The following is a 12,556-nucleotide window of genomic DNA, read 5'->3' on the forward strand; positions in this document are numbered from 1 at the left end:
TCGCTCGCGTCTCCGGCGCTCACCTGGGAACATACATCGTCCCTACGGGAGCGGCGTCAGTTCTCGGGTTCTGGCACCGTTCTTGGAGTGCGGCCGCTTTCGGGAGCAGTCCAGGGCCGGTCAGCGCTGCGGGCTGTCGGTCCGCGTCGGTGGCAACTGCGGTGAGGGCAGCCGGTCCTGGCCGACCAGGCGGTGACCGCGCTCGGCCGACTCGCGGACGGCGTCGAAGCCGTAGCCGCGCATCTCGTCCTCGTAGGCCCGTAGGGCATCGGTGAGCGGTCGGCCGGCGGTGGCCTCGGTGAGGCGGGACGTGAGAACGCGGGCGTCGCGCAGCGCGGTGTTCGCGCCCACACCGATGGCGGGGCTCATGACGTGGACGGCATCGCCCAGGAGCGTGATCGCGTTCGTTTCCCACGCGGTGACCGGCACGCTGGTGCGGACCGAGACCGGGAAGATCGAGGCCGGGTCCTGGTGGGAGACGATCGCGGCCAGCCGGGGGTGCCAGCCCTCCAGCAGGGACAGGGTCATCGCCTGGAACTCCGCGCCGCTCATGGTGAACAACTGCTCGTCCGTGCAGGGGAGTTGCTCCCGGCGGGCGCCGAAGACGCAGGCGAGGTAGTCGCTGTCGCCGCTGAGTTCGATCCCGGGAGCCAGCCTCGCGGTCACCTCGTGCTGCGGTTCGCGGTACTGCACCGGCGCGAGCCCGAGGAAGCGCCGCTGCGGGCCGATGACGGTGGTCCACAGGCCCAACAACTCGGAGGGGACCAGCTCCCGCGCCGCTTCGCCGGCGAGTGGGACCTTGCCGTACAGCAGCCGCAGTCCCGCGTCGACGACCTGTGCCTTGGGCAGACGCTGCCTTCGGGTCGCAGAGTTGACGCCGTCGGCACCGATCAGGACGTCCCCGGTGGCGCTGGTCCCGTCCGCGAAGTACGCGGTCACCGTGCCCGAGCGATTGGTCTCATAGTGGGTCAGCGCGGAACCGTAGTGCACGGACTTCTCCAGTCCGGCCAGCAGGATCTGGCGCAGAGTCCTGCGGTTGACCGCCAGGTGCCCGCCGCCCGGCAGGTTCTCCACCACCGGCAGTTCCTGCGCGTGCAGCAGGCCCAGCCGGTGGTCGAAGGAGTCCATCCGCGCCCCGGGTGTTCCGGCGGTGGCGGCGAACACCTGGAACGCCTGCGGCGTCAGCAGCGCCTTGAGTGCGGTGATGCCGTCCGGATTGATGCGGATGCGGTAGCCCTGGTTGCGGAAGTCGGGGCCGGGGTCCTTCTCGTGGACGGTGACGCTGATCCCCGCCCGCTGGAGCCCCTGTGCGAGGGCAAGGCCGCCCAGGCCGCCCCCGGCGATGATGGCATGCAGATCCGACACAGTCGTGTCCCTTCTCGATCATGAAACGAAAAGGGACGCACCGGATGTGCCTCCACGGGCACCGTACGAGCGAGTGATCGCCATCCGGACTACCTACCGGACCGTGACTTTCGTACGTCCGTCAATGACCGTAACAGACGAACGGGCCCCGTCAACCCCGAACCGACGCGGTTCCTGTTGTCCCGAAACCGCCTCCATGTACGAGGCCAAGTCGGAGAAGGGGAGCCGATGATGAAAGACCCTGGTCTATAGGTCGATGCCAAACAGCGATGCCGCGTTGCCGTAAGAGAACTTTCGGCGTTCTGTCTCGGAGGAGAAATGACCCAGGAACGAACGAATCTCCTCCTTGGTCGGCCGTTGGAAGGGGTAGTCGGTGGCAAAAATCAAACGGTCGACCGAGGTCACCGCCAGAGCATGCCGCAGGTGTGCCGGATTGAGCATGCCGGAGGCGGTGATATGGAAGTTCGATCGGATGCAGTCGGACACGGATCGCTGCAGGCCGGCGATCCGGGAGATGCTGTCGGCCCGGTCCAGCCAGAACAGCAACGTCTCTCCCCAGTGGCCGAGCACGATCTGCAGGTCGGGATGACGGTCGAAGGTACCTCGGAGGATCAGCCGCAACGCTGCTGTCGCGGTGTCCATGTGCCATCCCCAGCCGAACGTGGCCAGGGCGAGTTCCGTCATGGGGTCGAATCCTCGATATGAGGCGTCACGGACAGCTTTCGACGGCAGTTGGGGGTGAATGAACACTGGCTGACCGAGTTCCGATGCCACGCCGAAGAAATCGTCGTACACGGGATCGTCGAGAAACAGGTCCCCGGATCGGCCGTACACCATGGTTCCTACGTGTCCCATGCCCGCGGCTCGTTCAAGCTCGGCCGGAACATCCTTCGGTGAGGACATGGGCAGGGTGGACATCGAGCGGAGACGGGCAGGGTTCCGGGCGACGGCCGCCGCGGCCACGTCGTTCGCGGCGCGGCTCAGCGCCAGGGCTTCTCCGGGTGGCAGCGGCTGGGTTGCGGGCGGTGTCAGGGCGAGGATCGACAAGTCGATGCCCTGTGCGTCCATCGCCGCGATGCGGCCCGCATCCAGGTCCTCCAAGCACTCCTGGTTGTCTTCCATTTCCCCGAAAACGAGACTTTCATCCGGGTACGGGAGGGCGCGGAGGGCAGCCGTCAGATCCGGCATGCTCCAGTGTTCTTCGATGGCGATGATCGGCACGATCTCCTCCTTGAGGCCGCTCCAAGCCGGCGAAGGGCGAGCGGTGAGTGCTGGGTGGGCCGCGGGGGTTACCAAGGGACGGTCTGGCCGAAGCGGTCCAGATACGCCAGGCCGGGCGTGCCCAGGCGGGAGAGCAGGACGTCGACCAGCAAGGGGACGGTCTCCTCGATGGTGAACGGCGCATCCGGACCACCCAGGGCGGTGCGTATCCAGCCCGGCGCCATGAGGACGAAGGACCGCTGCGTCTCATTTTGCCGGGCCGCGAAGCTCCGCAGGAACATGTTCAGGGCTGCTTTGCTCCCTCGGTAGACCTCGCGGCCTCCGGTCGTGTTGTTCGTGATGCTGCCCTGTCCTGAGGACATCGCCCCGATGAGTCCCGCCGGGGACACCAGGTCTTCGAGGGCTTCGATGACGCGCATGGGGCTGAGCGCGTTGGTGACCATCACATCGATGAAGTCCGCTGTCGCAACCGCGCCGATGGGCGTCCGCTCATTGTTGGTCGTACCCGCGTTGACGAACAGCACGTCGAGTCGGCGGTGTGCCAGACGTTCGTGCAGCGAGGAGAGGCGGAGGGGGTCGTTGATGTCGAGGTGCTCGATGGTCACCCGCCCGTCGGCCTGGTCCGCGAGATCGTGCAGCGGCGTTCGCGCAGTGGTGTCGCGTACGGTGCCGACGACGTTCCAGCCCCTGCCGAGGAACTCCGCCGTCATCGCGTGGCCGAGGCCGCGCGAGGCCCCGACGATGAGAGCGGTCCGTGGGTGTTGTCCGGTGCCAGTCGATGACATCCAGCATCATCTCCGTTCTTCGAGCCCTGGTCTCCGTTCGGGCATCGGTCGAGGCCCCCGGGACCGGCACAGGGCGGTGCCCGTCGCTGCGGCCCCTCGACCCGTGCGCCTCGAGTGTTTCGTCAGCACCGCATCGCAAGCGAGCTACGAGCGCTGGTTTGTAGGATTGGTGATGTGGCAAGGGCGTTCATGACGGAATCCGCTTCGACACAGCCTGACGATGTGCGAATCATTCGGGCGCTGCAGATCGCTCCGCGGGCTTCGTTCGCCGCGATCGCGACGGCCCTCGGCCTGACCGAGGGCGCTGTCAACCGTCGGTATCGCCGCCTGCGGGCCGACGGCGTCATCCGCGTGGCCGGTGTGGTCAACCCGGGGGCCCTGGGGCAGAGCAGGTGGCTGGTGCGACTGCGCTGCCGCCCCGACAGTGTCGGGGCGATCGCCGACGCGCTCGCCAAGCGTGACGACATCAACTGGGTAGCCCTGGGTGCGGCGGGCTGTGAGGTCACCTGCGCGACGCAATCCCGGACGCGGGAACAACGCGAGGACCTCCTGGGGCAGCGGCTGCCCCGCACCGCAGCGGTGATCGACATCAACGCCTTCGCCATGCTCCGGCAGTTCCTCGGAGGCCGTGGCCACTACTGGTCTGCCCTGCAGGGCACACTGTCCCCGGAGGAGGAATCAGCGCTGGGGAGCGGCGGGCCCCCTTTCACCGAGTCTCCGGTCGTCACTCGTGAGCCACTGCGCCTCACCCCTCAGGACGAAAAGATGCTCGATGCGCTTGCTGCAGACGGCCGCGCCAGTCTCGTCGATCTCGCCACAGCAGCCGACCTCACTCCGGGACGCGCCTCGCGACGTCTTGAGGCTCTGCTCCAGCACCGCGTCGTCCACATCGACATCGAGATCGCCGCGGCAGCCTTGGGCTATCACGCTCGCGCGCACCTCTGGCTCCGCGTGCACCCGTCGGCGGTGAAGAGCGCGGGCCGCACACTCGCGCAGGAACCCGAGATCGCCTTCGTCGCAGCCATCTCCGGACCCTGGAACATTCACGCCGTCGCACACTGCCGGGACCTCGACGAACTCTTCGAGTTCACGTCGGATCGCATCGGGTCCCTGACGGGACTGCAGAGCATGGAGGTCTCACCCGTGCTGAAGTACGTCAAACAGGCCGGCACTCGGCTCTTCGACGATCGACTCGTCGAGCCATCCAGCGCTCGCGCCCGCCGCTGAGAGGCTGGAGCGCGACCAGCAGCTCGCCGGCCGGCATGACGCCGTAGCCGACGGGAAGCTCGTCCTCGAGCGGCTGGAGCAGATCGCGGCGACGGCGCCCGCTGCCCGCTGGTGACCCCCTACGGCCTGAGCGCCGTTGGACGCGATGTACGCCAACCGGCACCCGCGGCTGCGGCTCCGAGTCCGGCTCATTTGATCTTGTGGCAAGATCGCGGGATGCTACGACTAACCGACTTCATCATCGATTGCCCGGACACGATGAAGCTGGCAGCCTTCTACTCCGAGGTGTTGGGGCTCCCGGTCAAGGAGGGCAGTAACGAGAACTGGGCCGGTATCCAGTTCGGCGAGATCGAACTGGCCTTCATCCGGGTGGAGGACTACCGCGCCCCGCAGTGGCCCGACAGCGACCACCCCAAGCAGTTCCACCTCGACTTCGAAGTCGACGACATCGAGGCCGAACAGCGCCGCGTCCTGGCCCTCGGCGCGACCCTGCAGCGGGACTGCACCGGCCTCGACGGCTACGGCTTCCGCGTCTACGCCGACCCCGTCGGCCACCCCTTCTGCCTCTGCCGCAACAAGGGTGTCATCTGGACCGATCAGGGCCTCATCTGGCCCAAGCGCGACTAGTGTTGATCTCCATGCCCAGGAACGTAGAAGCTTCACACAGGCGTCAAGGTCAAGCGGCGATCACGCGTCCGTGGGCCGGGCCTCTCGCAGGTAGGCGTCGAGTGCCGTCTGCTGAGCACTGAGATCGGCGATACGGGCAGCGAGCCGATCCCGATAGCCCTGCAGCTCGTGAAGGAACTCTGCACACACCACGTCCGTGCCGAAATCACCGGGACCTTGCATGAGGCCAGGCAGGACCTCCTTGATCAAGCGCACGGGCAGTCCGGATTCCAGCAGCGAGCGGATGACGAGGACTCGGTCGATGGTCGACCTGCAGTAGTCGCGGTACCCGTTGGTGAAACGACCCGGGACTATCAAGCCCTCATCCTCGTAGTAACGCAACGACCTCGCACTCACGCCGCTGGCCCTGGACGCTTCGCTGATCTTCATATCTGGAAGCAACGTCCGGGCGTTCCGCGAACTTCCAAGCGTCAACAACCTCCTGTCCCACAACAGTTAGCAGGTGGCGGATTCCGGGACGGTCAGCGCGATCGAATCATTGCTGCGGACAGGCTCGTGCGTGTCGACGGGCCGTTCGGGGGCCCACCGAAGTGCCCCTGTCCGAACTCGTCCGCGTCGCCGGGTGACCAGCACAGGTAGAAGGCGAGTTCGCCGGTGGAGCAGTTGCGTCGGATGAGCAGGTGCCGGTGGCTGCCGGGCCCGGTGGGGATCCATGCACGAGGCACGTGGCGGGTGCTCGGCCGATGCGTACCTGCGCTGCCCGCGAACTGCGACGGAGCCTTGTCCGAGCGCCCGCGCCCCGCGAGAGGGCCCGGACGCGCTCGGAAGGCGATCGCAAGGGGGGCCACCACACGGTGTATCCGCCGTCGGCGACGAGGGGAGTGCCCGTCCGGCGCCGTATCAGTGGACGGTGAAGCCACCATCGACGGGGAGAGCTGTTCCGACGACAAAGCTGGCGCCGGGGCTGCACAGCCACAGGACGGCTGCTGCCACCTCGTCCCCTGTGCCCAGTCGGTCAATGGGCTGTTCCTTGATGATCCCGGCCATGGCCTCGGCCTGGCCTTCGAGCATGTCGGCGACCATGGGGGTCTCGATGACGCCCGGGCACACGGCGTTGATGCGGATGCCCCTGGGTGCGTATTCGACCGCGGCGCTGCGGGTCAGGCCGATCACACCGTGCTTGGAGGCGTGGTACGCGGCGCGTTCGGGCAGGCCGACCAGGCCGCCGAGGGAGGAGCAGTTGACGATCGCGCCGGAGCCTTGAGTGTGTATCCGCCGCAGTTCGTGCTTCTGGCACGTCCAGATGCCGCGCAGGTTGACGGCGTTGACGCGGTCGAAGTCTGCGGCCCTCTCGTCGGCGGCGTCGGCGGGAGGGGCTTGGATGCCGGCGTTGTTGAAGGCCATGTCCAGGCGTCCGAAGGTTTCCACGGTGCGCGCGACCATGGCTTCGGCCTGGTCCTCGTCGGCCACGTCGCAGCCGATGCCGAGGGCCTGGTGGCCGGCGTCGGTCAGCTCCTTAGAGGTCATCTCATTTGGCGCATTCGATAGGCTCCGGGTGTGGGGATCGTTGAGCGGCTGGTGCCGGATGAGCTGTGGGAGTTGTTCCAGCGAGTGGTGCCGGAGGCGCCGAGTCGGCCTCAGGGAGGCGGCCGGCGCCGGCACGGTGACAGGGAGGTGCTGGCTGCGATCGTGTTCGTGGCCACGTCGGGCTGTACGTGGCAGCAGCTGCCGGCCGCCTCGTTCGGACCGTCGGGACCCACGGCTCACCGGCGTTTCACCGAGTGGTCGAAAGCCCGGGTGTGGGCGAAGCTCCATCGCCTGGTCCTCGACGAACTCGGCTCCCGGGGTGAACTGGACTGGTCTCGCTGTGCGATCGACTCGGTGAACGTGCGGGCCCTGAAAAGGGGGGCCTGACAGGTCCGAATCCAGTAGATCGAGGCAAGTACGGTTCGAAGATCCACTTGATCACCGAACGGACCGGATTGCCCATCTCCATCGGCATCTCCGGCGCCAACCTGCACGACAGCCAGGCCCTCGAACCGCTCGTTCGCGGCATCCCGCCCATCCGCTCCCGTCGCGGTCCGCGCCGACGACGGCCGGCCAAGCTCCACGGCGACAAGGGCTACGACTACGACCACCTGCGCCGATGGTTACGCCAGCGCGGCATCCGGCACCGCATCGCCCGTAAAGGCATCGAGTCCTCCCAGCGCCTGGGACGCCACCGCTGGACCATCGAACGCACCATGGCCTGGCTCGCCGGATGCCGCCGCCTGCACCGCCGCTATGAACGCAAGGCCGTCCACTTCTTGGCCTTCACCAGCATCGCCTGCACCCTGATCTGCTACCGCAGACTCACCAAATGAGATGACCTCTTAGCCGCACGCTCGGCGGCCTCCTGGTCGAGGTCGGCGAGGGTGACAGCGGCGCCTGCCTGGGCGAAGGCGCGGGCGGTGGCCAGGCCCATGCCGGAGGCGGCGCCGGTAACCAGGGCGACCTGTCCGGTGAAGTCGTAGGTGGGGTTCATCAGTGAAGAGTCCTGTTCAGTGATGGTGAGAGGTGACTGGGCTGAGCGGTGGCGGTCGGCGGCGCCGCGCGGGGTGACTCAGGGGCGCAGGAGGGCCTTGATGGCGCGGCGCTCGTCCATGGCCTCACAGGCCTCGGCGGCCTGTTCCAGCGGGAGTTCGTGATCGAAGACCTTGCCGGGGTCGATCTCGCGGTCCCAGATGAGCTGGATCAGTTCGGGCAGGAACCGGCGGACGGGGGCGGGCCGCCTTCCATGTGGATGCCTCACACTCACTCACCGACCGACAACAACCCGAAGAGATCAGTAACTCCTGATCCTCAGTCAGGAGCGGAGCCGTCGGAGAAAGCCAGGAGCGAGCGTCGAAGATCGCTGGGTATAGTGCAGGCGCTTTACCCCGATGACCCCGTCGCCGAGGAGGCCGTCCCATGGACCCCGTCACGCTGATCACCGGTGGCTCGACCGGAATCGGCGCCGCCACCGCCCGCGCCCTGCTCAAGCAGGGCCACCGCGTGGCCGTCACCGGACGAGACGCGGGCAAACTGGCCGCCTTCGCCACCACCGCGGGGGCGGGCGAGCGGCTGCTGACGATCACCGGCGACGCCAGCGAAGCGGATGACGTCGCCGCCGCCGTCCGCCACGTGCTGGACACCTGGGGCCAGTTGGACAACGTCATAGCCAACGCTGGTTACTCCCTGCCCGGCAACCTGGAGACCCAGGCCCCTGAGGACATGCGCGCCATGATCCTCACCAACGTGCTGGGCCCCGCCCTGCTGATCCAGGAGACCCTGCCCCACCTGAGGACCTCCAAGGGCCGAATCGTGATCATCGGCTCGGTCGCCGGCGTCCGCCACACCCCTGGCAACCTCTACTCCGTCACCAAGTGGGCCGCCCACGCCCTCGCCGAGAACACCCGCCTCCTGGTCGGCCAGGACGGAGTCGGCGTCACCGTTGTCGCCCCCGGCATCGTGGACACCCCCTTCTGGCACGCCCGCGGCGGCACCCCCGAGGCGGCCGCCACGATGACCGCCGAGCAGATCGCGGACACCATTGTGTTCGCCATCAACCAGCCCGCGGGCGTGGACATCAACCACATCACGATGCGGCCGACGGGGCAGGTTGGCTGAGGTAGAACTCCCAAGGGGCGTACGGGGAGGTGCCTTTGGCTCCGCTAAGCATGGTGTCGCGCGGGCCGGGGGCGCCTTCGGATCCGGGCCGCCACCCCGCGGCGTTCCTGAGCACCGATACCGCGTACTCAACCTGCGGGCGCCGATCGCAGGTACACCGTCCACGACTGACGTGCCCGTTGCCGCCGAGGCGTCTTCGTCTGCTCGTTCGGAGGCCGAGGACCTTCCTGTTGATGGCAGGCGTGGGGTTGCCCTACCCGTCATTCGACTACTTCGACAGCGACGTTCCAACCTTTGCTGAGACGGATGACGCCTCCCCGAACACGCCTCGATGAACGGCGGTTGTGCCGCAAACACGACCACGACGCAGCCTGACATGCAAGCAGGCCGTCGGCCTCGGAGCGCAGCCGTGCTGGTGGCGGTCAGACGGCTGCGGCCCAGTCCTGTTCGCCCCCCTGCCAGGCGCCGCGTTCAGGTGTCGCCGGCGCAGGACGACAAGCGCCCCTACGGCCCTGGGGACGCCTCGGCATCGGCAGCGCGCGGGCCGGGGTGTCCGTCGCGGTGGCGCCCTGTCGGCGACGGCTGAAAAGTGGACCAGTAGCGACGCTTGGGTTCTAAGTCGGGAGTGGGTCACGATTCACGCGTCGCCGACAGCGCCCGACGGTCCCTCGGGGTCTTGGGCTTGACCATGTTCAGCCGCGAGCCGTGCACGGGAACAGCCGCGAGGGCTGCGCGCGGCTGATGCCGAACTCCGCCCGCACCAGGCCTTCGGCAGGCGTGGCTGAGCAGCGTGTGCGGCGCGGAGCCGGGCGGCGAGCACCGCCACGAGACGCGGGACGTCGTCCTCGCCTCACGCAGCCGGCCGTCATCGCGCGGGCCCGCTTCGTGTCCGGCGTCGAGGGGTCCGTCGGGCGTCGTCGCCCGTCCTTTCGGACACATGAATTTCCGCGAGGGTTCCCTCCGCTTCCACCGTAAACAAGGGCGAAGGGCGGAGGGCACATGGATGCAAAGAACAGGTTCGAGACGAGAGCCACCTTCTTCCTGCTGCGACTGGAATGGCTGGGCGGTCTGGCGGTATGTGCCGCGCTCACCGTGCGGCACTTCTCGGAGATACGCTGGGCGGTCTTCGTCGGGCTTTTCGCCGTCATCGACGCCATCGGCTACGTCCCCGGGGCCGTGGCCTTCCGGAAGAGCCGCGACGGGCGCATCTCGCACTGGTACTTCGTGGCGTACAACACCATGCACAGCCTAGTGACCGCAGGTGTTGTCGCCGGGCTGTGGGCGGTGCTGGTGAAGCCGGAATGGGCGCTGCTCGCGCTTCCCCTGCACCTGCTGGGGGACCGTGCACTGTTCGGTAATTCACTCAAGCCGTTCGGTGTGAGTTTCGAACCGGACCCGCACCCGGCATATGCCGATTTCGAGAGGCAGTACTCCACTTCGACCGGAAGGGAAATCGATGCCTCCCGAAGGGGTACAGACGCCGTCCGTCTTTGATGCCCTGGTCCGCCACAGTGACAATCCGAGTGCTTTTCTCGCTCTCAACCAGGGCAATGAATACTTCCAGGATCCGCGTTTCGACGGCACCTGCGTCTACCGCCGGTCCGGACGCCATCTCCTGCAATTCGCGGGCCCCTTCGCGGTGGCCGAGCAGCGAGCGGATCTTCTGGACGCCTTCGTGGCGCAGGCCCGACCACGCCGGGTGGTGGCGGTGCAACTGCAGCGGCCGGACGCCGAGCTGTACGCGGCGCACGGGTTCACAGTGAACCAACTGGGAGCGTCGTACGCGGTCGAACTGGCCGGGTTCACTCTGCGCGGCTCACGTTTCGTACGGCTGCGCAACAAGATATCCAGGGCCCGCCGCGCAGGCTTGGAGGTGGTCGAGACCGGTCCCGTCGACCGTGCCACCGAGGGAGAACTGGACTTGATCGACCGGGACTGGCTTCGAGGCAAGGGCCGCCGCACCAAGGAGCTGCGGTTCCTGGTCGGTGAGCGGGTCGGAGCGGCTCAGCGGTATCGGCGGCTGTTCGTGGGGCGGATCGGCGGGGCCGCCGTCGGGTACATCAGCTACTCGCCTGTGTTCGGCAGTCGGCCGGGCTGGCTCCACGACCTCAGCAGACGCTCACCGGACGCTCCGCCAGGAGTGATGGAAGCCCTCAACGCAACCGCGATGGAGCGCATGTCAGCCGACGGCGAGGGCTGGCTGCACTTTGGCTTCACTCCCTTCACCGGACTTTCCGACGAGCACGAGCTGCCGTCCGCGAGCCGTACCTTCGCGCGCTGTGTACGTCTGCTCGCCGAGCATGGTGAGCGCGTCTACCCGGCCGCCGCACAGCTCGAATACAAGCAGAAATGGGCGCCCCACGCGGTGCTGCCCGAGTACATCGCCTTTCAGGGGCGGCCGGGTCCGAATGCGGTGTGGCAGCTGCTGCGCGCCACCCGGGCGCTGTGAGCCGGCTGCAGGGCCGTCGACTGGGTCGTCATGGAGCAGGGGAGGACATGAGGTTTCTGGAGCGCGAACGCGCCATTGTGACGAAACTGCTGCCGGGACTGGACGAGAGCCTGCGGGCAGTGCCCCTCATGGATCTGGAGGGCTCGCACAGCCCCGGCATCCAGCTCTTCCGGGACAGCGGCGGCCCCGGGCTGGTGGTTCCGGTGTCCTGTCAGGGGAAGGGCGCCACCGCACTGGACGCCCTGCGTGTGCAGCGCGCCCTGGGCAGCAGGTCGCCGTCCTTGGCAGTGGCCACCACCATGCACCATTTCTCCATGGCCACTCTGGTCGGCCTGATCGCCGACGGCGAGGGATTGGAGTGGATGCTCGTCGAAGGCGTGGCCTCCGCCAACCGCTTGGTGGCCTCCGGCTTCGCGGAGGGACGCCCCGGCGCAGGCATTCTCTCCCCGTCGATGACCGCGACGGTGGGGCCGGAGGGGGTGCGGATCAGCGGGGTGAAGCGCCCGTGCAGTCTGGCCCGGTCGATGGACCTGCTCACCGCAAGCGTCATGGTGCCCGGTGCGGAAGGGGCGGGCGAGGAGCTGGCTGTGGCGCTGGTACCCGCCGGGAGCGAGGGCTTGAGCATCAGCAGCTTCTGGTCCAGTTCGTTCCTGTCGGGGGCGGAGAGCGACCAGGTCACCCTCACGGACGTCCTGGTGCCGCCGGAGTTGCTGCTGCGGACTTCGGCCCCGGCCGGCCAGCTGGACGAACTGCAGACCGCGGGCTTCGTCTGGTTTGAGCTGCTGATGACGGGGAGCTACCTGGGGGCCGCCAGCGCGCTGGTGGAACGGGTGTTGTGCAATGAGCGGGTGCCGGAGTCCGAGCGGGTCCGGCTGCTGGTGGAGGCCGAGGGCGCGATGTCCGCCGCGGAGGGCATCGCCCGCCGGATCGACGAGGGCTGCCCGGACGAGTCCACGCTCGCCGACTCGCTGTGCGTCCGGTACTGCGTGCAGGACGCCCTTTCCCGCATGGTCCCGCGGGCAGTCGAACTGCTCGGCGGTCTCAACTTCATGAGTTCGGACGAGGTGGGATATCTCGCCGCCTGCTCCAACGGGCTGTCCCTGCACCCGCCTTCACGGTCCAGAATGACCAGCCCGCTGGCGGCCCACCTGGCCGATGGACCGCTCACCATCGCCTGATCCGATCCCGGGTACCGCGCTCGGAAAGCCGCAGCACACCGCACCGCACCCGATGG

The 12,556-nt window shown here is 67.8% G+C and carries 12 protein-coding genes and 2 pseudogenes; 7 read left to right on the top strand and 7 right to left on the bottom strand.

The genetic code is table 11. The annotated features are described in order from the left end of the window. Positions 1-120 precede the first annotated feature (120 nt). From A6P39_RS40775 to A6P39_RS40785, 3 genes are all read right to left on the bottom strand, one after another. Positions 121-1,365: an FAD-dependent oxidoreductase gene (locus A6P39_RS40775; RefSeq protein ID WP_067039402.1), complete on the bottom strand. Its 1,245-nt coding sequence runs from the start codon at positions 1,363-1,365 to the stop codon at positions 121-123. 246 nt (positions 1,366-1,611) lie between these two features. Beyond that, positions 1,612-2,586, bottom strand: a complete 975-nt coding sequence (locus tag A6P39_RS40780; protein ID WP_079133115.1) for an amidohydrolase family protein — start codon at positions 2,584-2,586, stop codon at positions 1,612-1,614. Between the two features lie 68 nt (positions 2,587-2,654). Then, positions 2,655-3,371, bottom strand: coding sequence for an SDR family NAD(P)-dependent oxidoreductase (locus tag A6P39_RS40785; protein ID WP_067039403.1), 717 nt, complete (start codon positions 3,369-3,371; stop codon positions 2,655-2,657). A gap of 174 nt (positions 3,372-3,545) precedes the next feature. On the opposite strand from A6P39_RS40785, the gene A6P39_RS40790 reads away from it, so the two are divergent. Further along, entirely contained in the window at positions 3,546-4,598 is a 1,053-nt protein-coding gene (locus tag A6P39_RS40790; RefSeq protein WP_234378713.1) for an Lrp/AsnC family transcriptional regulator, read from the top strand. A 216-nt stretch (positions 4,599-4,814) separates the two neighbouring features. After that, positions 4,815-5,225: a VOC family protein gene (locus A6P39_RS40795; protein ID WP_067039404.1), complete on the top strand. Its 411-nt coding sequence runs from the start codon at positions 4,815-4,817 to the stop codon at positions 5,223-5,225. A 60-nt stretch (positions 5,226-5,285) separates the two neighbouring features. Here A6P39_RS40795 and A6P39_RS40800 read toward each other — a convergent pair whose 3' ends face one another. Continuing rightward, the gene (locus A6P39_RS40800; protein ID WP_067039405.1) at positions 5,286-5,654 is read right to left on the bottom strand and encodes a MerR family transcriptional regulator; all 369 of its coding nucleotides are present in this window, start codon (positions 5,652-5,654) and stop codon (positions 5,286-5,288) included. Between the two features lie 471 nt (positions 5,655-6,125). Beyond that, entirely contained in the window at positions 6,126-6,887 is a 762-nt protein-coding gene (locus tag A6P39_RS40805) for an SDR family oxidoreductase (protein ID WP_275883959.1), read from the bottom strand. Here A6P39_RS40805 and A6P39_RS40810 point away from each other — a divergent pair. Next, positions 6,789-7,588 (top strand): IS5 family transposase gene (locus A6P39_RS40810; protein ID WP_275883977.1). Its coding sequence is split into 2 segments (ribosomal slippage): positions 6,789-7,124 and positions 7,127-7,588, totalling 798 coding nucleotides; the frame shifts between segments, so codons are not numbered across the junction. The genes A6P39_RS40805 and A6P39_RS40810 overlap by 99 nt on opposite strands. Positions 7,589-7,596: 8 nt before the next feature. Here A6P39_RS40810 and A6P39_RS40815 read toward each other — a convergent pair. Both A6P39_RS40815 and A6P39_RS40820 read right to left on the bottom strand, forming a co-directional pair. Further along, positions 7,597-7,749 (bottom strand): annotated as a pseudogene (locus A6P39_RS40815) (SDR family NAD(P)-dependent oxidoreductase); the annotation flags it as partial. A gap of 78 nt (positions 7,750-7,827) precedes the next feature. Next, positions 7,828-7,992 (bottom strand): annotated as a pseudogene (locus tag A6P39_RS40820) (IMP dehydrogenase); the annotation flags it as partial. A gap of 182 nt (positions 7,993-8,174) precedes the next feature. Here A6P39_RS40820 and A6P39_RS40825 point away from each other — a divergent pair. The 4 genes from A6P39_RS40825 to A6P39_RS40840 all read left to right on the top strand — a co-directional run bounded on the left by A6P39_RS40825 (position 8,175) and on the right by A6P39_RS40840 (position 12,500). Continuing rightward, a complete protein-coding gene (locus A6P39_RS40825; RefSeq protein WP_067039699.1) occupies positions 8,175-8,873 on the top strand; it encodes an SDR family oxidoreductase in 699 nt (232 codons plus the stop codon). A 999-nt stretch (positions 8,874-9,872) separates the two neighbouring features. Continuing rightward, entirely contained in the window at positions 9,873-10,367 is a 495-nt protein-coding gene (locus A6P39_RS40830) for a hypothetical protein (protein WP_067039702.1), read from the top strand. Continuing rightward, positions 10,330-11,322: a DUF2156 domain-containing protein gene (locus tag A6P39_RS40835; protein ID WP_067039705.1), complete on the top strand. Its 993-nt coding sequence runs from the start codon at positions 10,330-10,332 to the stop codon at positions 11,320-11,322. The genes A6P39_RS40830 and A6P39_RS40835 overlap by 38 nt, the downstream gene beginning before the upstream one ends. Before the next feature lie 47 nt (positions 11,323-11,369). Continuing rightward, complete coding sequence (locus A6P39_RS40840; RefSeq protein ID WP_067039708.1) at positions 11,370-12,500, top strand: acyl-CoA dehydrogenase family protein; 1,131 nt, start codon at positions 11,370-11,372, stop codon at positions 12,498-12,500. Positions 12,501-12,556 lie beyond the last annotated feature (56 nt).

It is taken from the genome of Streptomyces sp. FXJ1.172 (assembly GCF_001636945.3).
GTDB lineage: Bacteria > Actinomycetota > Actinomycetes > Streptomycetales > Streptomycetaceae > Streptomyces.